The organism is Shewanella mangrovi (genome assembly GCF_000753795.1).
In the GTDB taxonomy this organism is placed as follows: Bacteria; Pseudomonadota; Gammaproteobacteria; order Enterobacterales; family Shewanellaceae; genus Shewanella; species Shewanella mangrovi.
Genome location: NZ_JPEO01000029.1, coordinates 1 through 20307 on the forward strand (window position 1 = coordinate 1; position 20307 = coordinate 20307).

Annotated in this window: 14 protein-coding genes and 4 tRNA genes; 16 read left to right on the forward strand and 2 right to left on the reverse strand. The window is 50.2% G+C overall.

What is annotated here, in order from left to right:
* Window positions 1–661 precede the first annotated feature (661 nt).
* The 4 genes from HR45_RS18515 (at window position 662) to hutC (ending at window position 7934) form a co-directional block, all read left to right on the forward strand.
* Window positions 662–2992 (forward strand): TonB-dependent receptor, encoded by a 2331-nt coding sequence (locus tag HR45_RS18515; protein WP_206537919.1) that lies wholly within the window; start codon window positions 662–664, stop codon window positions 2990–2992.
* A gap of 63 nt (window positions 2993–3055) precedes the next feature.
* Window positions 3056–5683 (forward strand): M14 family metallopeptidase, encoded by a 2628-nt coding sequence (locus tag HR45_RS18520; protein WP_081933537.1) that lies wholly within the window; start codon window positions 3056–3058, stop codon window positions 5681–5683.
* A 155-nt stretch (window positions 5684–5838) separates the two neighbouring features.
* Window positions 5839–7200, forward strand: coding sequence for a formimidoylglutamate deiminase (locus tag HR45_RS18525; protein ID WP_037445768.1), 1362 nt, complete (start codon window positions 5839–5841; stop codon window positions 7198–7200).
* On the forward strand, window positions 7197–7934 hold the full coding sequence (gene hutC, locus HR45_RS18530; RefSeq protein ID WP_037445769.1) for a histidine utilization transcriptional repressor HutC: 738 nt from the start codon (window positions 7197–7199) through the stop codon (window positions 7932–7934). Before HR45_RS18525 ends, hutC begins: the two co-directional genes overlap by 4 nt.
* A gap of 25 nt (window positions 7935–7959) precedes the next feature.
* On the opposite strand, the gene HR45_RS18535 is transcribed toward hutC, so the two are convergent.
* Window positions 7960–9279, reverse strand: coding sequence for a Na+/H+ antiporter family protein (locus tag HR45_RS18535; protein WP_037445770.1), 1320 nt, complete (start codon window positions 9277–9279; stop codon window positions 7960–7962).
* Between the two features lie 214 nt (window positions 9280–9493).
* On the opposite strand from HR45_RS18535, the gene hutI reads away from it, so the two are divergent.
* The 7 genes from hutI (at window position 9494) to birA (ending at window position 18499) form a co-directional block, all read left to right on the forward strand.
* Window positions 9494–10732, forward strand: coding sequence for an imidazolonepropionase (gene hutI / locus HR45_RS18540; RefSeq protein ID WP_037445771.1), 1239 nt, complete (start codon window positions 9494–9496; stop codon window positions 10730–10732).
* Window positions 10719–12251 (forward strand): histidine ammonia-lyase, encoded by a 1533-nt coding sequence (gene hutH, locus HR45_RS18545; protein ID WP_037445773.1) that lies wholly within the window; start codon window positions 10719–10721, stop codon window positions 12249–12251. The genes hutI and hutH overlap by 14 nt, the downstream gene beginning before the upstream one ends.
* 3 nt (window positions 12252–12254) lie before the next feature.
* Window positions 12255–13067 (forward strand): N-formylglutamate deformylase, encoded by an 813-nt coding sequence (gene hutG / locus HR45_RS18550; RefSeq protein WP_037445775.1) that lies wholly within the window; start codon window positions 12255–12257, stop codon window positions 13065–13067.
* Window positions 13064–14719 carry a urocanate hydratase gene (hutU, locus tag HR45_RS18555; protein ID WP_037445777.1) on the forward strand — a complete coding sequence of 552 codons (1656 nt, stop codon included), beginning with the start codon at window positions 13064–13066 and terminating at the stop codon, window positions 14717–14719. Before hutG ends, hutU begins: the two co-directional genes overlap by 4 nt.
* Before the next feature lie 405 nt (window positions 14720–15124).
* On the forward strand, window positions 15125–16381 hold the full coding sequence (locus HR45_RS18560; protein WP_037445779.1) for a dipeptidase: 1257 nt from the start codon (window positions 15125–15127) through the stop codon (window positions 16379–16381).
* 136 nt (window positions 16382–16517) lie between these two features.
* The gene (gene murB / locus HR45_RS18565) at window positions 16518–17543 is read left to right on the forward strand and encodes a UDP-N-acetylmuramate dehydrogenase (RefSeq protein WP_037445781.1); all 1026 of its coding nucleotides are present in this window, start codon (window positions 16518–16520) and stop codon (window positions 17541–17543) included.
* The gene (birA, locus tag HR45_RS18570) at window positions 17540–18499 is read left to right on the forward strand and encodes a bifunctional biotin--[acetyl-CoA-carboxylase] ligase/biotin operon repressor BirA (RefSeq protein WP_037445783.1); all 960 of its coding nucleotides are present in this window, start codon (window positions 17540–17542) and stop codon (window positions 18497–18499) included. Before murB ends, birA begins: the two co-directional genes overlap by 4 nt.
* Window positions 18500–18502: 3 nt before the next feature.
* Here the strand turns inward: birA and coaA are convergent, their stop codons facing one another.
* Window positions 18503–19441, reverse strand: a complete 939-nt coding sequence (gene coaA / locus HR45_RS18575) for a type I pantothenate kinase (RefSeq protein ID WP_037445785.1) — start codon at window positions 19439–19441, stop codon at window positions 18503–18505.
* Between the two features lie 248 nt (window positions 19442–19689).
* Here coaA and HR45_RS18580 point away from each other — a divergent pair.
* From HR45_RS18580 to HR45_RS19300, 5 genes are all read left to right on the forward strand, one after another.
* Window positions 19690–19765 (forward strand) — tRNA-Thr (locus HR45_RS18580).
* A 6-nt stretch (window positions 19766–19771) separates the two neighbouring features.
* Window positions 19772–19856 (forward strand) — tRNA-Tyr (locus HR45_RS18585).
* Window positions 19857–19893: 37 nt separating this feature from the next.
* Window positions 19894–19967, forward strand: a tRNA-Gly gene (locus HR45_RS18590).
* A gap of 5 nt (window positions 19968–19972) precedes the next feature.
* Window positions 19973–20048: transfer RNA gene (locus tag HR45_RS18595), tRNA-Thr, on the forward strand.
* A gap of 126 nt (window positions 20049–20174) precedes the next feature.
* The coding region (locus HR45_RS19300; protein WP_241461161.1) for a GTP-binding protein at window positions 20175–20307 on the forward strand (133 nt) is incomplete at its 3' end.

Sequence of the window (20307 nt, forward strand, 5' to 3'; positions counted from 1 at the left end):
TTTGCTTTTCTGAATTTATGTTCATGGGGAAACCCACTTTTGTGTGGGGCTCCGAGACGTCGGACCGCCCCCTGTGAGAGTAGGTCATCGCCAGACGCCTAATTAAGAAGAGGCCACCCACGCGGGTGGCCTTTTTGCTTTTCTGCATTTATGCCCTATAGGGAAGCCCACTTCTGTGTGGGACTCTGAAACACCGAATCATCGGGATGTCGCCCAGCCATCTCAGATTAGGTCATCGGTAGATGCCCAACTAGCGTAGCTCTTACCCTAAGCGGATGGCTTTTTACCGCAAACTGCTCACTTTCCTTTATCTCTTTCTCGCATGATAGCTTGCTGTCAACTGGTGCAGTATGCATTGCTTTGGTGCAACTCTTAAGCTCAATCGTTACTGTCTGGCCATGCCTTCCACAATTAAGAGAATGCTTAATTAAAATATGAATATACTTATTGTTTTAAATTTAACCATTTTTTTAAGTCGTTTTAGCGTTGTTATTGGCGCCTTTTGTGCACTTTTTTAGAGGTTAATTAGTTACCGAATATGTATACAATGTTGATAAAGTGTGCGTGATATAGATAAATTGGGCATACTTATTGCTGAATGTTAAATCGAAGTAGATATGTATAGATATAAAAGAAGCATTGAGTTGATTAAGGATGCCCCATGAAGTCATATAAGTACCCACAAAGAGCAATTCCGTTTGGTTTGTCAGCGCTGAGTCTGGTTATTGGTAGTTTATTAATGCCAATGACCAGTTATGCAGATGAAGAGGATGCTACTGCCAGCAAAGCTGAAGCAAGCAAACCAAAGTCTTCCGATGCTGAGATGCTGGAGCGCATCGAAGTTACGGCTACCCGTCGCGCTACTACCCTACAAGAAACCCCGCTGGCGATCTCTGCCCTCTCCGGCAATATGCTGAAACGCAATGGCATTACCTCGGTGGAGGAATTCACCAAGATGGTGCCCGGCATGCGTATTGAAGACAGTGGTCCAGGTTCAAAGCGCATCAGTCTGCGGGGGGTTACCGCGCCGGGTGAAGGCACGGTCGGCGTTTATTATGATGAGATCCCGATTAGCGGTACCGTTGGTGTGAGTAGCGACGCTGGCGGTCGTACGCCTACAGCCGCTCTATTTGATGTTAACCGCGTTGAAGTGGTTCGCGGTCCACAGGGCACACTATATGGCGCTAGCTCTATGGGCGGTGCGATTCGTACCATTTTTAACAAGCCGATTGATGGTTATGAAGGCGCGTTTGAGACAGGTTATGCCGATATTGCTCATGGCGGTGCCGTTAAGTCTGTCGATGGTATGGTAAACGTGCCCTTGATTGACGGTTTACTGGCTGCTCGTGTGGTGGGCTTCCGCAAAACTAATGATGGCTACATCGATAACGTGTTCCTTGGTATTGATGATGTCAACAGCTCAACCAAGGAAGGCGGCCGCGTTATGCTGCGCTTAACGCCATCTGATGACCTCACTATCGATACTATGTATCTGCTGGATAAAACCGAGGCTGGTTCAGGCACTTGGAACCCAACGATTGGCGAGTACGAAACAGCGGCACAAATTAACCAACCTTTTACCGATACCACTAAGTTGTATAGCGGAACTTTGGATTGGAACCTTGATTTCGCCACGCTAACCGCCGCAGTCGGCTACTTTAAGCGCGCAACTGAATACAACATGGATGATAGTTATTACATCGATACCTATCTGACCGAAGACCGTTGTCAGTCGCGTTGGAATGATGGCGCAGCCTGTAGCAGCGAGCAGCTTTCGAACTACTTCGACTACGTCAACAGCCTGACCCCTGCGGTGCTGCAGCATAAAGGCTATATGACTAATAAGACCTACGAGATGCGTCTGACATCGAATGACGCCAAAGTGTTTGATTGGACGGTTGGTGCCTTCTATCAGAAGCGTAACGACTATGTGCAGTCACAAGACGGTGCAGCAGACGAGGCAACTGGTAAGCTTATTCGCCCAATGGAGCTGTTCTATCGCCGCTATATTATCGACGACTATGAGCAAAAAGCGGTATTTGGTGAGACCACCTATCATGCGACCGATAAATTAGATGTTACCGTCGGTCTGCGCTGGTTTGATTACCAAAAGACAGTGACTGGTGAAACCACCGATGCATGGGAGCTGATTAACGCGTTTGAAAAGCCAAAAACCTCAGTGGAATTCAGTGAAAACGATTGGTTGTTCAAAGGCAACGTCGCCTACAACATGACTGAAGATATGATGTTTTACGCCACCGCTGCACAAGGCTTCCGTCCAGGTGGCGCTAACAATGTGATCGGGTTGGAAGAGATGCTGACCGGTTACGAGTCAGATTCGCTGTGGAACTACGAAGTCGGTATGAAGAGTTCCTGGCTTGACCGTGACCTGCAATTCAACGCTGCCACTTACCTAATTGATTGGGAAAACATGCAGGTACGTGGTCGTACAACTGATGGTGCTTTCTCGTTCTTGTCGAATGCGGGCGCTGCGCAGATTATGGGGCTTGAACTTGAAGGTGGCTGGCGCATTACCGAGAACCTGTTTGTCTCTGGCAACGTCAACATGCTGAATGCTGAACTTACTGAAGATCAAATCAGTGATGTGGTGCTAGCAGCGGGCCGTGATGGTGACCGTATTCCTTATATTCCTAAGGTAACCGGTATGCTGTCAGCGACGTATAACCTGCCAGAAATTATCTCCGGTTTTGAGAGTTCACTGCGTGCTGACGTTAACTATGTGGGGTCTTCATACACAGAGTTAAGCCCAGATAACGCTTACAACCTAAAACTCGATTCCTACAGCCTGACAAACCTGCGTTTTAATCTTGATTCTACTGAATCAGGCTGGGGTTTTGCGCTCTATGTAAACAACCTGTTTGATAAGAACGCGATTGTGTATAACTCAGGGAGCTCTTCATACCCTAATGAGTTTGCCAACAGTGCAATGCCACGAACCATTGGTGTGACCGTTCGTAAGGACTTCTTCTAATCACACCCGCATGCGCCGCTACCTTGGTAGCGGCTTTTCCGTAACACATTAACGGAGTATTCAATGTCGTTAACTCATAAGCTTGGTCAGGCAAAGACACACGCTGCACGGCAGGTAAGCCGCACACAGCACGGTGTTAAAGTCGGCCTATTGACCTTGGCGCTGGCTGCCAGTAGCTGCCAATTACTCGCGGCGGAATTACCTACCCCTAAAGATATTTTGGGTCATACCCCGGGTGAAGACTTCTACCTCGCTAACTACGAAGATTCACTTAGCTATTTTCATGCCTTGGCTGCCAAGTCAGACAAGATCAAAATGTTTAAAGCGGGACAATCTACTCACGGTAAGACACTAGAATTTGCGGTGATCTCCAGTCCAGAAAATTTGGCGAAATGGGAAGAGTACAAAGCAATTTCCCTTAAGCTGGCAGACTCGCGCGGTTTGACCGATGCAGAAGCACGCAAATTAGCCAAAGAATCTAAAATCATTGTGCATATCGATGGTGGTATGCACTCTTCAGAAGTCGCCGATCACCAGTTACCTATTCGTTTAGCACATACCATGCTGACGTCGAAAGATCCGAAAATCGCCGAATATCTCGATAAGGTGATTTTGGTATTGTGGCCGACCTTGAACCCAGACGGCCAAGATATGGTGGTAGATTGGTATCGCAGTAATGTGGGTGGTCCGCACGAAACCAGTCCTATGCCTTGGTTGTACCAAGAATATGTGGGGCATGATAATAACCGCGATGGTTACATGCTCAATATGAAAGAGTCGCAAGTGGTGACTGCTGCGGTGCAAGAAAACGCACCTGCAATCTTCTATGCACAGCATCAAAAAGCCCCATTCCCTGCGCGAATTTGGGTACCGCCATTTTCAGATCCTATCTCGCAAAATATCGATCCTATGATGCGTAACTGGACTAGCTTGATCGGTATGCACATGATCGGCGAGTTTGAATCGCAGCAACTGCCGGGTGCGATTGCGCAAGCGCGTTTTGACAACTGGTATCCGGGATTTTTGGACTATACCCATGTCTTCCGTCACACCATTTCCTACTTTACCGAAGTGGCGCTGCATGAATACGCCACGCCGTGGACCTATGATCCTGCTAAGTTTCCGGATAACCGTAAGGACCTGAAACCGCAAATTATGTATCCATCACCGTGGAAGGGCGGTAAGTGGACCATTGATGATGCTATCCATTATATGGAAGTGGCTTCGTTGTCGACTTTAGACACCGCCGCTCGCTATTCAGAGCAGATCCAATACGACCGCTATCAGGCTGGGCGCGACACGATTGCGCGTTATAAAAATGAAGGCCCTTATGCTTACGTGATTTCTGCCACGCAACATGATCTCTCGGAAGCCGGCGCATTGGTCAATATTCTGTTGCAGCAACAGATTGAAGTGTATCAACTGCAAAAAAACACCGAGCTTAATGGCAAACGCTATCCAGCTGACTCTTGGGTGATTCCGATGGATCAACCTTATGCTGGGCTAGTGCAGGAGTTGTTCGAGAAACAGCAGTATCCGGCTTCCTTCTTGGATAAGAATGGTCTGCCAGAAAACTTGCCGTATGACACCACAGGTTGGACCTTGCCATTGCAGATGGGTGTAGAGGCTGCTGCGGTAACTGAGCCTTTGAGCAAATCACAAAAGTCACGCTTGAAAGCGATTACTGCGGTGAGCTTACCTGCCGGTGTGACGGGGCGAGGCGATGTGTTTGTTGTATCTCAGTCGGAAAACGCGGCCTATAAGCTGGCGAACCTCGCGCTTGCTAACGGCGCTACTGTTGTGCAGGCCGATAACGATAAAGATCCGAGCTTCTTCATCAGCGATGTTGATAAGAGCAAGGTTGATGGTTGGGCCAAACAAGTCGCTGTTGCCGTCAAAGCAACCAGCAAGGTGCCAAAAGCAGACAAGTTAACCGCAGCCCGTGTTGGTTTGTATCGGCCATGGAAGCCCTCAATGGATGAAGGTTGGACGCGTTGGTTGATGGAACAGTACCAGTTCCCGCTGACCACATTACATAATGCGGATGTAAAAGCTGGCAATCTGGCTGACAAGGTGGATGTGATTATTCTGCCAGACATCAACTTGAGTTGGCTGATGGACGGCTTTAGCGGCAAAGCCGACGATGCTTGGTGGGCACGTAATGGCGGTGCCAAGATCGATGCAGTTCCGGCTAAATATCAGGGGGGTATTGGTGCTGATGGTGCACAAGCCTTGCGTGATTTTGTTGCTCGTGGTGGCCGTTTAGTGGCCTTTAACAATGCATCATCTGCAGCCATTAAGGTGCTGGGTCTACCAGTGACTAACGTGCTCGAAGGTGTTGGCAGTGATGTGTTCTATTGCTCAGGCGCTTTGTTGCAACTCGAGCTGAATAAGCAGGCCGATAGTACTGCACTGGCGGGCTTAGCGGCATCGCCGGTTGCCATGTTCTCCCATGGCCCGGCGTTTACCACGCTACCTGGCTTTGAAGGCGACATTCTGGCGTCGTATCCCAAAGAAGGGAACCCGTTGCTGAGTGGTGTCTTGCTGCACCCTGAAGCGATTAACGGTAAAGCTGCTGCGGTGAAGGTGAAATACGGCAAAGGCGAGGTGTACTTGTACGGCTTCCAGCCGCAATGGCGTGGTCAGTCACACGGTACTTATAAGTTCGTATTTAACGCACTGTACCGTTAACCAATAAAGCGTTACCTCAGACAGGCATTACGTGGCTCGTAGTCGTAGATTACGGGTTTCGTAGTGCCTTTTCTTTTAAAAAATAAAATATATCTATACAATATATTTTGGTGACAACGGCTAGACTTTAATGAAGCGGCTAATGAGGGTTTTTCATGAAAAATCAGACGTTTTTTGCGAATAACGCACTATTAGCCTCTGGCTGGTGTAGCAAGGTACGAGTTGAAGTTTGCGATGGTGTTATCTCGACGATCACCGTCAACGGCGATAAGCAAGCTACTGATATTGAGTTAGAAGTGCTATTGCCGGGCATGCCTAACCTGCATAGCCATGCATTTCAACGTGGCATGGCGGGCTTGGCTGAACGCCGTGGTGCGAGCGCTGACAGCTTTTGGACATGGCGCGAGGTGATGTACCGCTTTTTGCAGGTATTAACGCCGGATGATCTGCGTATTATTGCCAGCATGGCGTATATCGAAATGCTGGAATCTGGTTTTACCCGTGTTGGCGAGTTTCACTATCTGCATCATGCGATTGCCGGCCAACAGTATCAAAACCCAGCCGAAATGAGCCTGCAATTATTAACTGCTGCCGAGCAGACGGGGCTGAATATGACGCTACTGCCGGTGTTTTATGCGCATGCGGGGTTTGGTGGCCTGGCGCCTGAAGCCGGACAAGCGCGCTTTATTCATAATATTGACAGCTATCAGACGTTACTCAGTGAATTACGTCCGATTGTCGCGGCACAGCAAGGCGCTGTGCTCGGCATGGCACCACACAGTTTGCGTGCGGTGACAGCTGCCGAATTAAATGCGTTACTGCCGCTCAATGATGGGCCGCTGCATATTCATATTGCGGAGCAGCAAAAAGAGGTCGATGCCTGTATTCAATGGTCTGGAATGCGGCCAGTACAATGGCTGGCAGAACATGTCTCACTCGATGCGCGCTGGTGCTTGGTACACGCCACCCATGTTAGTGAGCAGGAAATCGTGGCGATGCAACAAGCCAATCTTGTCGCTGGCTTATGCCCGATTACCGAAGCAAATCTCGGGGATGGTATTTTTCCGTTGCCGGAGTTTATTGCCAATGGCGGATGCTATGGTGTTGGCTCTGATTCCAACGTGTGTATTGATGCAATTGAAGAACTGCGTCTGCTTGAATATGGCCAGCGTCTAGCGCGTCAAAGCCGCAATGTGGCGACGACACAAGCCAATAGCGCGACCGGTGATAGTCTATGGCTTGCTGCCGTTGAGGGTGGCGCTCAAGCCTTAGGTGTGCCAGCAGGATTAGCGGTTGGCGCAGCTGCTGATATGGTATCGCTGACGAATAGACATCAGGCGGCACCATTATTTGCCACGGATAATTTGCTGAATAATCTTATATTTTGTGCCGCGAATAACTTGATAGATAATGTATGGGTGAACGGGAAACTGGTGGTTGAACATGGCCAGCACCCGCTTCGTGAACAGCTTCAAACACAATTTGCGCGAACTTTGACAAGGATTTTACGCCAATGACAGAACACAAGCCGAGCGATGCGGGTAAGGAAACGCTGCACAGTAGGATCTGCTCCGACTTTGAGAAAAAAATTCTGTCAGGAGAGTGGCCACCGGGTTACAAAATTCCGTTTGAGCACGAACTGGTGGAGATGTATGGCTGTTCACGTATGACAGTGAATAAAGCCATTACCGCGTTGGTTGATGAAGGTTTAATTCATCGTCGTCGTCGTGCGGGCTCCTTTGTTGCGCGCCCCAAAATCCAATCGGTTGTGTTGGAAATTCCTGATATTCAGACGGAAATTACTGGCCGAGGACAGCCGTACGGTTTTGAACTGCTGTCACGTAAGCGTCGCTACGCGCAAAAGCGTAAGCCAGAAGAGATGGAGCTGGGCGCCGATACACCGCTATTGGCACTGCGTTGTTTGCATCTGGCAAGTAATCGGCCGTTTGCCCTGGAGTCGCGTTTGATCAACTTGAATGCGGTGCCAGAAGCGGAAGGCATCACCTTTGAAGATGTTTCTCCCGGCCATTGGCTGATTGAACACGTGGCTTGGACCAAAGCGCAACATCGTATTTCAGCTATTTCAGCCGATGAAATTCAGGCTGAGCAGTTGGGTATTGCCTTGGGTAGCGCTTGTTTGCTGCTTGAGCGACAAACCTGGCGTGGTGGAGAAGGCATCACCTACGTGCGTCAGCTATTCCCCGGTGATGCCTATAATCTGGTAGCGCGTTTCTCACCTTCTTTTGGTTAAACGCCGTTATTGGTGTGGATGGTGCTTAAAGCACCATCGCCGCAATCCAACCAAACACTAACAATGGAATGTTGTAGTGCAAAAAGGTGGGCACGACCGTATCCCAGATATGACTGTGCTGCCCATCGACGTTTAAGCCGGCAGTGGGTCCAAGGGTGGAATCCGATGCAGGAGAGCCAGCATCTCCCAATGCGCCAGCGGTACCGACCAGACTGACAATCGCTAAGTCACTAAAGCCTAACTGCAACGCTAATGGCACAAAAATGGCCGCCACAATCGGGACTGTCGAAAACGATGAGCCAACGCCCATGGTTACGACCAAGCCGACAAATAGAATCAGCAAAGCGCCCAGCGCCTGGCTACCGTCGATACTTGCGGCGACACTGTTGACCAGACTATTAATCTCACCCGTTTCCCGCATCACCGCAGCAAAGCCTGACGCTGCAATCATAATAAAGCCAACGCTGGCCATCATTTTCATGCCATCGGTGAACAGATCATCGGCTTCTTTCCACCGTACTACGCCGCTGACGCTGAATATCACGAAGCCGATTAACGCGCCGAGTACCATCGAGTCGCTGAGCAGCTGTACCACAAATGCAATGATGACCGCGAATGCCGCAATGGCAATAGCCTTTGGGGTTGGCTTGGTTTCCGTGTGTTCTGCTTTTGCCACCTTGCTGGCGTCATAATGGCGTGGCTTGCGGTAGGAAAATAGCACCGCGATCAGTAAGCCGATGACCATCCCGACCGCTGGCAGTGCCATAGCATAGCTAACATTGACCTGTTCAATATGACCGCCACTGTTGGCCACGTTCGGCAGCAGAATATTGTTGAGATAGATAGCGCCAAAACCCACTGGCAACAGCATGTAAGGAGTGACTAAGCCAAAGGTAATCACACAGGCGATGGCGCGGCGGTCAAGATTAAGCTTTTGAAAGACCAACAATAACGGCGGCACGACCAAGGGGATAAACGCGATATGAATCGGCAACAGATTTTGCGAACACAAGGCCATGATCAGTAGTGTTGCCAGCAATAACCATTTTAGCGACTGTTGCCCTTGGCTACTGCGGCTACCAATCGCGCCTAACAGTTTGTCTGCCAGTAGGTTGGCAATCCCCGATTTACTAATGGCAACCGCAAACGCACCTAACAATGCATAAGACAGCGCCACCGGTGCGCCATCACCTAAACCCGTATTAAAGGCCTCAATCGTGGTGTGAATACTCAATCCGCCAAGTAATCCGCCAATCAAGGTGGCAATTATCAACGCGATAACTACATGAACTCTGACTAGACTTAAGAGCAGCATAACGGCTACTGCGATGACCACTGCATTCATGTTCCATTCCTTCAGTCGAAATAAATATATACATATTGTGTTTTTATATGTGTTTTTTATCGTTGTTTTAGCCTTTATAGCGAGCTGAGTATGAAAAAACAACAAAAAACCGCCAAATTAAGCTGTTTCAAAAGTGACAATTTATTTATTTGCATATACATATTATCTCGTGATAGATCTATTGTATAAATTCTGACAACGAGGGCAGCCGCTAATGAATGGCGCCAGTACGCACAATAAGGTTGATAAAATCTGGTACAACTGCCGCGTTGTGACCTTAGCGAATGCGGCTGAACCGCTGGCCATGAGCGATGACGCGGCAATAGCGATGCGTGACGGCAGAATTGTCGCCATTGCGCCAACAGAGCATGTCCTCGCCGCCTATAAGGCTGAGCGCTGCATTGACCTGCAAGGCCGTTTGGTAACGCCGGGACTTATCGATTGCCATACCCATCTGGTGTATGCCGGTAATCGTGCCCATGAGTTTGAACTGCGTTTAGCCGGGGCTGATTATGCCGATATCGCCAAAGCTGGTGGTGGCATTGCCTCAACCTTAGCGGCGACGCGGGCTGCCAGCGCGGATGAGTTGTTGCAGCAAAGCTTACCGAGACTCGATCGCTTGCTCGCCGAAGGGGTTACTACCGTAGAAGTGAAGTCTGGCTATGGCCAAAATTTGGCGAGTGAACTGAAGCAGTTGGCTGTGGCACGGGAACTCACATCACATCGATTAGTGAATATTGCGCCGACGTTGTTAGCGGCGCATGTCGTGCCGCCCGAATATCAAGGCAATCCTGATGGTTACGTTGTATTTGTGTGTGATGAACTGATCCCGGCCGCGGTTGCCGCGGGTCACATCGATGCCATTGATGGCTTTTGTGAGCATATCGCTTTTACCCCTGAGCAGATCGACAAGATTTTCCATACCGCTCAGCAACATCAAATTCCAGTGAAATTGCATGCCGCGCAGTTGTCCAATGATGGCGGTGTACAAGTGGCGAGCCAGTATCAGGCGTTGTCTGCCGATCATCTGGAATATGCCGATGAAGCCGCGGTAGCCGCGATGGCCAATAGTGGTACGGTTGCCGTGTTACTGCCCGGCGCCTTCTATTGTTTGCGCGAGCAGCAACCCCCCCCCGTGGAACTGCTGCGCCAATATCAAGTGCCGATGGCGGTCGCCACCGATGCCAACCCCGGTACTTCACCACTGACATCCCCGCAATTAGCCATGCATTTCGCCTGTACGCTATTTGGCCTTACGGTTGCTGAAGCTTTTAGTGGCATGACCATCAATGCTGCCAAAGCGCTCGGTAAAGCGGCGGAAATTGGTTCACTGGAAGTCGGTAAATATTGTGATTTAGCGATTTGGGACGCAGAGCGTCCGGCAGAGATTATTTATCAGATGGGTTTTAACCCACTTTACCTAAGAGTCTGGAGAGGCCATGAGTCAACCTGAAGTAATTCTTACCCCCGGCCAAGTTACCCTGCAGCAATGGCAACAGATTGCCAATGGCGCATCGGCTAAATTGGCAGAATCAGCTTACGCATTAGTGGAAGCCTCTGCGGCTGCGGTGCAGCGCATCATCGCCAAAGGCGCACCGGTTTATGGCATTAACACTGGCTTCGGTAAGCTGGCGAATGTTCGCATCGCCGACGATGAATTGGCGCAGTTACAGCACAATATCGTGTTGTCCCATTCTTCCGGCGTGGGTGAGCCAGCGAGTGCAGCAGTGGTGCGCTTGATGATGGCGTTAAAGCTCGCCAGTCTCGGCCATGGGGCCTCCGGTGTACAATTGGCCACTGTTAAATTGCTCGAAGATTTCTTTGCCCATGACATAGTGCCGGTTGTGCCTTGCCAAGGTTCGGTCGGTGCATCAGGTGACTTAGCACCGCTGTCGCATATGACCTTAGCCCTGATTGGTTATGGCGAAGTGTTCTACCACGGTGAGCGTGTCAGTGCTGAATTGGCGCTGGCCTCTGCCGGACTGACGCCATTAACGTTGGGGCCGAAAGAGGGCTTGGCGCTGCTAAACGGCACTCAATACTCCACCGCACAAGCGCTGACCGGACTGTTTAAAGCACAAAATGCCTTTGCCAATGCGTTGATCACAGGCGCTTTGTCTACCGATGCCGCCAAAGGTTCTACGGCGCCTATGGATGCCCGCATTCACCAACTGCGTGGTCATGTTGGCCAGCAAATGGTGGCGGATAAATTGCTGCAGCTACTGGAAGGCAGTCAAATCCGCGACTCGCACTTAGCCTGTGAAAAAGTGCAGGATCCATATTGCCTGCGCTGCCAACCGCAGGTAATGGGCGCTGTGTTTGATCTGTTGCGGCAAGCGGAATTTACCTTGGTGACCGAAGCTAATGGCGTATCAGATAACCCGCTGATCTTCAGTGATACTGATGAAGCCCTGTCAGGCGGTAACTTCCATGCCGAGCCAGTGGCGTTTGCGGCTGACATGATTGCGATGGCGATTTGTGAAATCGGCTCTTTGAGCGAACGTCGTATCGCGATGCTGGTGGATCCAGCGCTCTCAGGTTTGCCCGCGTTCCTTACTCCAAAACCCGGCCTAAATTCCGGCTTTATGATCCCGCAGGTCACTGCAGCTGCGCTGGTTTCTGAGAATAAACAGTCGGCGTTCCCTGCCAGTGTTGACTCAATCCCGACCAGTGCTAACCAAGAAGACCACGTGTCGATGGCCGCCCATGGCGCTCGTCGACTGACGGCGATGGCGCATAACGTGGAAAACGTGCTGGCAATTGAATTGCTGGTGGCCACCCAAGGTATTGACCTACATGGTGGTTTGCCTACCAGCCCATCATTGGAGCAAGTGCGCATCCGGTTACGTGAAACCGTGCCGATGCTGACCGATGACCGCTACATGGCCAAAGACATTGCCGAAGCGAATGCCCTCATACATAGCGGCGTATTGGCACAGCTGTGCCAGCTTGAGTCGCAACTCTGGAGCTAAGCAATGAACCAAGATTGGTTGACGGTAAAACGCGGTAATGCGCCGCTGCTGCTGAGTATCCCCCATGCTGGCACAGTGATCCCAGCAGACATTGCGGCACAACTGCAATGTTCGACGGAGCAGGCGCAAGCGGATACCGACTGGTACATCGGCGAGTTATATGCCTTTGCGGCAGCGATGGATATCACCATAGTCAAAACGGAGATTTCCCGTATTGCCATCGACATGAATCGCGATCCGTCTGGACAATCCTTGTATCCAGGACAGGCGACAACTGAGTTATGTCCATCAACCAGTTTTGCCGGCGAACCGCTATACCCAGCGCCACTCACAGAGGCGGAAATCGCGCGGCGTAAGGCGTGGTACTTTGCCCCTTACCATCAGGCGTTGAGTGATGAATTGGCGCGGTTACGCGCACAGCATCCGCAAGTTGTGATTTACGATGCTCACTCGATTCGTTCCGCCTGCCCACGTTTATTTGACGGCGAATTGCCGGGATTGAATTTAGGCACCAATGATCGCCAGAGTTGTTGCGTTGCGGTGGCTGATATTGCCGAACAACAACTTGCTGGCGGCGAATTTAGCTTTGTGCATAACGGTCGCTTCAAAGGTGGTTGGATCACCCGTCACTATGGTCAGCCAGCCAAGGGGATTCAGGCGGTGCAGCTAGAGATTGCTCAGCGTTGTTATATGGAAGAAGCCGAAAACGCCACTCCCGCACCATTTTCTGTTGCACGTGCCAGCGCATTGCAGCAGCAATTACAGACATTATTTACCCAGTTGTTAGCCTGGGCCAAATCCGAGGAAGTCAAATGAGTCAAGCACGTACTGTGCGTGCCGCTACCGGTACGCAACTCACCGCTAAAAGCTGGTTAACCGAAGCGCCATTGCGCATGTTGATGAATAACCTTGACCCAGAAGTGGCCGAGCGCCCAGAGGAGCTGGTGGTCTATGGCGGTATCGGCCGTGCTGCCCGCAACTGGCAGTGTTTTGATCAAATCGTCGATGCACTGACGCGTCTGGAAGATGATCAAACCTTGTTGGTGCAATCGGGAAAGCCAGTGGGGATTTTTCCAACTCACGCTGATGCGCCGCGGGTATTAATTGCCAACTCTAACCTAGTGCCGCATTGGGCCAACTGGGAACACTTCAACGAGCTCGATAAAAAGGGCCTGATGATGTACGGCCAGATGACTGCTGGATCATGGATTTACATCGGCTCGCAAGGGATTGTACAGGGTACGTATGAAACCTTCGTTGAAGCCGGACGTCAGCATTTCGGTGGCAATCTTAAAGGCCGTTGGATTTTGACGGGTGGACTAGGCGGCATGGGCGGTGCGCAGCCGTTAGCGGCGACAATGGCGGGTGCCTCAATGCTGGCGGTAGAGTGCGATCCAACCCGTATCGAAATGCGCTTAAAAACCCGCTATCTGGATCAGAAAGCCGATACGTTGGATGAAGCACTAGCGATTATCGACGCCGCGCATAAAGCGGGCAAAGCGGTTTCGGTTGGCTTGTTAGGTAACACTGCCGAAGTATTGCCCGAGATGGTGAAGCGTGGCATTAAGCCGGATATGGTGACAGATCAAACCTCATCACATGATCCGGTTAATGGTTATCTGCCTGCAGGTTGGACCATGGCCGAATGGCAAGAAAAACGCAAAACCGCACCGGAAGAAGTCGCTGCTGCTGCAAAGGCCTCAATGGCAACACATGTCGAAGCCATGTTGGCATTCAATGCTCAAGGTATTCCAACCTTTGACTATGGCAACAACATTCGTCAGATGGCATTTGACCAAGGTGTTGAACACGCCTTTGATTTCCCTGGCTTTGTGCCTGCTTACATTCGCCCACGTTTCTGTGAAGGGGTGGGGCCATTCCGTTGGGTGGCGTTGTCGGGTGATCCGGAAGATATCTATAAAACCGATGCCAAAGTGAAAGAGTTACTGCCGGATGATGAATCGCTGCATAACTGGCTCGATATGGCGCAGCAACGGATCAGCTTCCAAGGCTTACCATCGCGTATCTGCTGGGTGGGTTTAGGTGACCGTCACCGTCTGGGCCTCGCGTTCAATGAGATGTATGCCAACGGTGAACTAAAGGCACCGATCGTGATTGGTCGTGACCATCTGGATAGCGGTTCGGTTGCCAGCCCCAACCGGGAAACTGAAGCGATGAAAGATGGCTCAGATGCAGTATCGGATTGGCCGTTGTTGAACGCGCTGCTTAATACTGCAGGTGGCGCTACATGGGTATCACTGCATCACGGTGGTGGTGTCGGTATGGGCTTTAGCCAACACTCAGGTGTGGTCATTGTATGTGATGGCACTGAGGCGGCGGCGAAAAGAATTGGTCGAGTATTGTGGAACGATCCTGCTACAGGTGTGATGCGTCACGCTGATGCTGGTTACGAGTCCGCAATTGCTTGTGCCAATAAATATCAACTTGATCTCCCTTTCCTAAAGTAATTTAGGCCTTCAGGTCAGTTGATTGATTGCGCTGAAAGCCGTCAGAGCCGTAAGGCTCTGGCGGTTATTCTTTTTTAGGCATGACGCTAAACTAGTGGACATCATTTGGAGGTGACACGCTGGAATGCAACTGAAGGTTTGATAAACCTTTCCTTATATTGGTGCAGCAAAATCATTTAATGGTGCAAATTACTATTAAAATCATATCCAAATAAGCAAAATGATTAGCTAAATCTCACTTCTATTTAACAAATAATGTCGCCGTAAGCCCCTTGTTGACGTGGACTGAATGCACTATCAGCTGAATTCAATCTTGTTGGACAACATTCTGGTACGAAGATTGATAGCTTTTGGCTGCATATTACAGAATTCGCGGCGGTGCTCGTCGTTCTCAATGGAGGGTGAATGTTGTTTATTAAAAAAAGAAGCAAAATCGCAGTGACGGCAGGCTTGGTCGCGATGGCATTTGCCAGTAGCGTCTATGCAGAAGTCTCACTTAAGCAGGCCACTGAGATCCAACGTAGTTTGTTGACGCTGGACACCCACCTTGATACTCCTGCCAATCTGGTCATGCCGGGTTTTGACATCATGCAGCGTCATAGCTACGACCATGACTTTAACCAAGTCGATGTGCCGCGAATGAATGATGGTGCTTTAGATGGTGGTTTCTGGGCAATCTACTCGCCACAAGGGCCGTTAACCGAAGAAGGCTACCAACAGAGTCGCGATACCGCGATTTTGCGCGCACTGGCCATTCACACTATGGTGACCGCTCACCCAGATACTTTTGGATTTGCGACCGAAGCGGCGCAGGCGGCCCCGATTAAAGCTGCGGGTAAGCACGTAGTGTTTATGAGTATGGAAAACTCCTATCCGTTGGGTAATGACATCAGCCTGTTGGAGACCTTCTATAAGCTTGGCGTACGGTTAGCCGGACCGGTGCATTTCAAGAATAACCAGCTGGGCGATAGCTCCACCGATCCTGATGGCCCGAAATGGGGCGGCTTGTCGCCATTGGGAGAAAAGTTTGTCGCGGAAGCCAACCGTTTAGGCATAGTGCTGGATGGTTCACATGCCGGCGACGAAACGGTTAAAGATATGATCCGTTTGTCAAAAACGCCCATCATGTTGTCGCACTCTGGCAGCAAAGCCGTCTATGCTCATCCGCGTAATGTCGATGATGAATTGTTAAAGCAATTGGCTGCGACAGGTGGTGTGATTCAAATGAATGCTTACAGCTCTTATCTGAAGAAATTACCAGCCGATCCAAAGCGTAATGAAGCATTCAAAGGTTTTATCGCAATGATGCAGCAGGCGGAAAGCGGTGAGATGACGGCGGCTGATTACGACAAGATGCAGCAGATGCGACGTAAGATCGAACATGATTTTCCTGCGGTAAAAGCCACCTTTGAAGACTACATGGAGCATTTCCTGCACACGCTTAAAGTGGTGGGGCCTGAGCATGTCGGCATTGGTGCCGACTGGGATGGTGGTGGTGGTGTTGAGGGCATGATGGATGTTGCTAGCTTACCCAAAATCACCCAGCGTTTGTTGAATGAAGGTTATAGCAAGCAGGATCTCGCCAATATCTGGGGCTTAAATGCGCTACGCGTACTGCAAGCGGCAGATGATTATGCCAAGAGCCTCAAGACGAGCAAGTAACCTGCTCGCCGATGCACCCGTGAGGGCAGTCTGCTAATGGCTGCCTTCACTCCATATCTGCCATAGTGAGCTGGGCTGTCATTCTGACGTGAGCCGAGTACAATAGCGCTATTCATTTTCCTGTTCGAATTGCTGCATGTCGTCGCCCACCGTATCTCTCACCGAATTCAACACCTTTGGCCTCGCCGCCCATTGTCAGCAACTGATCCGCGCCACTAACCAACGGCAGCTAATTGCGGCCTGTTTAGCGCATGCCGATGACGCGATTCCAGCACTAATCCTTGGCGGTGGCAGTAATATGCTGTTGTTGGAAGATTATCTCGGCACTGTGATTAAGATAGAAACCCGTGGCATTGAAGTCAGTGAAGATGCTGAGTATTACCATTTAACCGTCGCTGCCGGTGAATCTTGGCATGGGCTGGTGGAATTTTGCTTGCAGCAAAATATTGCAGGGCTGGAAAATCTTGCTTTAATCCCCGGTACAGTCGGCGCTGCGCCTATTCAGAATATCGGAGCCTATGGCATTGAGTTTGCTGCCGTGTGCGAATGGGTGGAATATCTTGATTTACGCAGCGGCGAAATTGTGCGGCTTACTCATCAGCAGTGCCAATTTGGCTATCGAGACTCTATCTTTAAACGGTTATTGCGCCATCGCGCGGTGATTCTGCAAGTCGGCATGCGCCTTAGCAAGCGATGGCAAGCTATCGTTAATTACGGCCCGCTACAGAGCTTAGGGGATGCCGCCACAAGCCAAGCCATTTTCGACACCGTTTGTCGCGTGCGCCGGGAAAAACTGCCAGATCCTGAGCAGGTCGGTAATGTGGGCAGCTTTTTTGAGAACCCTCGGGTAACGGCGCGGCATTTTGCCAAACTAAAACAGCAATATCCGCAGATTGTTGGTTATCCTCAAGCGGATGGACAAGTGAAACTGGCCGCAGGCTGGCTGATCGATGCTCTCGGTCTGAAAGGGGAAAGTATCGGCGGAGCCGCCGTGCATCAACAGCAAGCCTTGGTGTTGATTAATCAAGGACAGGCCAGCAGTGCTGATGTATTGGCATTAGCGCAGCGGATTATTGAGCGTGTAAAAGCGGCGTTTGAAGTGGAACTGATAATGGAGCCGCGTGCCTATGGCGCACGTGGCGAATGGAGCAACGCACAATGACAACACAGTGGCAGCGTAAACGCGCGATTTTAACGGCATTAAACAGCGGCGAATTTGTCTCTGGTGAACATATTGCGGAAATTCTCGGTATCAGCCGTGCCGCAGTGGGGAAACAGATTACTGCGCTAAGTGACTATGGCCTCGACATTGGCAGTGTTAAAGGTCGCGGTTACAAACTGTTCAGTCCGCTATCGCTGGTGGACAGCGCTGCGCTCGTGGATGCCTGCCATAACCGCTGCTTCTATTTTGATGAAATCGACAGCACCAATGCTTTTTTGCTGCAACATGGCGAAGAGCTGCAAAGTGGTGATATCTGCGTCGCCGAATATCAAGCCGCAGGGCGTGGTCGCCGTGGTCGCAAATGGCAAAGCCCCTACGGCAGTCATCTGTATTTCTCTATGCATTGGCACTTCACTCAAGGTATGGCGCAAACCATGGGGCTGAGTCTGGTGGTTGCTTGCAGTTTGGTGTCAGTACTGGCCAAGTTCGGCGCTGAAAATATTGGCGTGAAGTGGCCCAATGATATCTATCTGGATGGTCGTAAGTTAGCGGGCGTGCTAATTGAAATGAGCGGCACTGCGGATAGTGGCTGCAATGTAGTGATTGGTATCGGCGTGAACATCGCCATGCCTGCAGCGCAAGGTGAACTGATTGATCAACCTTGGAGCGATTTGCAGCAGCTCAATGTGATGCCGAACAAAACCGAGCTGACCTTGGCGTTGTATCAACAGCTACTAGATGATTTGCGCTTATTTGAAACGCAAGGCCTGAGCGCGTTTCAAAGCCGTTGGAATGCTGCTGATATCTATCAGGGGCAGCAGGTTAACCTGCAATTAGGTGAGCAGATAATTGTTGGCGAATACCAAGGAATAGATGAGCAGGGTGGGGTGTTGTTAGCCACCGCCGACGGCGTAAAACAATTTGTCGGCGGCGAAATTACTCTGAGAAAGGCTTAGTCGTTATTTCCGCAGTAAGACCTGTTCCATCGAATGGTGCGCGCCTTTTTTCAAAACTAGGTGCGCGCGTTCACGGGTGGGCAGAATGTTTTGCGTTAGATTTGGGCCGTTGATGCTGTCCCAAATTTCGGTAGCCATGCTGGTGGCCTGCTCGTCACTCAGGTCGGCAAAATGCTTAAAGTAGGAGCGCGGATCTGCAAAGGCGCTTTCACGGAACTGCAGAAAACGATCGACATACCACTGCCGCAGATTGTCTTCATCGGCATCGACATAAATCGAGAAATCTACAAAATCGGAGACAAAGCGCCGCTTCGGTGAGTCCAATTCTGTTTGTAAGACGTTTAAACCTTCTAAAATCAGAATATCGGGCTGACGTACTTTTAGCACTTCCGGCATACGATCATAAATGATGTGCGAATACAGCGGCGCATCCACCTCTTCCTCGCCAGATTTTATTGCGGAAATAAAATCGACCAGTAACTTGGTATCGTAGCTTTCGGGAAAACCTTTGCGATCGAGCAGATTACGCTTCTTCAATTCATCCAGTGGATATAAAAAGCCATCTGTCGTAATGAGGTCGACTCTGGGGTGCTCCGGCCAATGACTCAGCAGCGCCTGCAAAATCCTCGCGGTCGTGCTTTTTCCTACGGCGACACTACCGGCAATACTGATAATGTAGGGACTGCCAGCAGATTGCTGACCAAGGAATTGATTCAGCACTACGCTGCGCTGTTGCTGGTTCTTGATGATAAGGTTGAGTAGGCGGCTCAATGGTAGATAGATATCGGTCACTTCGTCGAGTGACACGCGCTCATTAATGCCTCTGAGTTCTGCTAAATCGGCTTCCGCCAATGTCAGCGGTACTGAATTTCGCAGTTTCGACCAGGAATCGCGGTCAAATGGCAAATACAGCGCTTTTTGTATGGTGTTCAACTGAGACATCCAAAATTCCCCCAAGCCAAGGGATCGCACCGTACACTAAAGTTTTATTACAGGACAATAAAAAATTGAAACCGTAGCGGCTAAAATCAACATAAATCTATAGTGATTTACAAGGTTTACTCGATAGTTAGGCTGCTATCTCTATAGTTAGACCAAAAAAGCGGCGCTTGAGTGAAATTTTGCAAAAATTACCAATTTTCTGTTGCACTCTAGGCCACATTTACCTAATATCCGCTACCGAAATGAATGCCGGCATAGCTCAGTTGGTAGAGCAACTGACTTGTAATCAGTAGGTCCCGAGTTCGACTCTTGGTGCCGGCACCATTCATTGGAGGGGTTCCCGAGTGGCCAAAGGGATCAGACTGTAAATCTGACGGCTCCGCCTTCGAAGGTTCGAATCCTTCTCCCTCCACCATTTTCCTAATGGTATTAGGTAGCCTAGGTTAGGTTGCGCGGGCATCGTATAATGGTATTACTCCAGCCTTCCAAGCTGATAACGCGGGTTCGATTCCCGCTGCCCGCTCCAATTATGCTGATATGGCTCAGTCGGTAGAGCGCATCCTTGGTAAGGATGAGGTCCCCAGTTCGATTCTGGGTATCAGCACCAGCTCCCCTAAGTCTAGATATTTTGCCTGGTACCAGTTAAATTGATACGTTCGACGCCTATAGTGCGCCGGACTTTTTCATTATGTAATGGTTTCACCACTAAACAATCGTAGATTGAGGCTATACCATGTCTAAAGCTAAATTTGAACGTTCAAAACCCCACGTTAACGTGGGTACCATTGGCCACGTGGACCATGGTAAAACCACTCTGACTGCTGCTATCTCTACTGTACTGGCTAAAACCTACGGTGGTGAAGCAA

Excerpts from the sequence above, each read along its gene's own strand:
- HR45_RS18515 (WP_206537919.1), top strand. The coding sequence starts at position 662 with ATGAAGTCATATAAGTACCCACAAAGAGCAATTCCGTTTGGTTTGTCA.
- HR45_RS18520 (WP_081933537.1), top strand. The coding sequence starts at position 3,056 with ATGTCGTTAACTCATAAGCTTGGTCAGGCAAAGACACACGCTGCACGG.
- HR45_RS18525 (WP_037445768.1), top strand. The coding sequence starts at position 5,839 with ATGAAAAATCAGACGTTTTTTGCGAATAACGCACTATTAGCCTCTGGC.
- hutC (WP_037445769.1), top strand. The coding sequence starts at position 7,197 with ATGACAGAACACAAGCCGAGCGATGCGGGTAAGGAAACGCTGCACAGT.
- HR45_RS18535 (WP_037445770.1), bottom strand. The coding sequence starts at position 9,279 with ATGAATGCAGTGGTCATCGCAGTAGCCGTTATGCTGCTCTTAAGTCTA.
- hutI (WP_037445771.1), top strand. The coding sequence starts at position 9,494 with ATGAATGGCGCCAGTACGCACAATAAGGTTGATAAAATCTGGTACAAC.
- hutH (WP_037445773.1), top strand. The coding sequence starts at position 10,719 with ATGAGTCAACCTGAAGTAATTCTTACCCCCGGCCAAGTTACCCTGCAG.
- hutG (WP_037445775.1), top strand. The coding sequence starts at position 12,255 with ATGAACCAAGATTGGTTGACGGTAAAACGCGGTAATGCGCCGCTGCTG.
- hutU (WP_037445777.1), top strand. The coding sequence starts at position 13,064 with ATGAGTCAAGCACGTACTGTGCGTGCCGCTACCGGTACGCAACTCACC.
- HR45_RS18560 (WP_037445779.1), top strand. The coding sequence starts at position 15,125 with ATGTTGTTTATTAAAAAAAGAAGCAAAATCGCAGTGACGGCAGGCTTG.
- murB (WP_037445781.1), top strand. The coding sequence starts at position 16,518 with ATGTCGTCGCCCACCGTATCTCTCACCGAATTCAACACCTTTGGCCTC.
- birA (WP_037445783.1), top strand. The coding sequence starts at position 17,540 with ATGACAACACAGTGGCAGCGTAAACGCGCGATTTTAACGGCATTAAAC.
- coaA (WP_037445785.1), bottom strand. The coding sequence starts at position 19,441 with ATGTCTCAGTTGAACACCATACAAAAAGCGCTGTATTTGCCATTTGAC.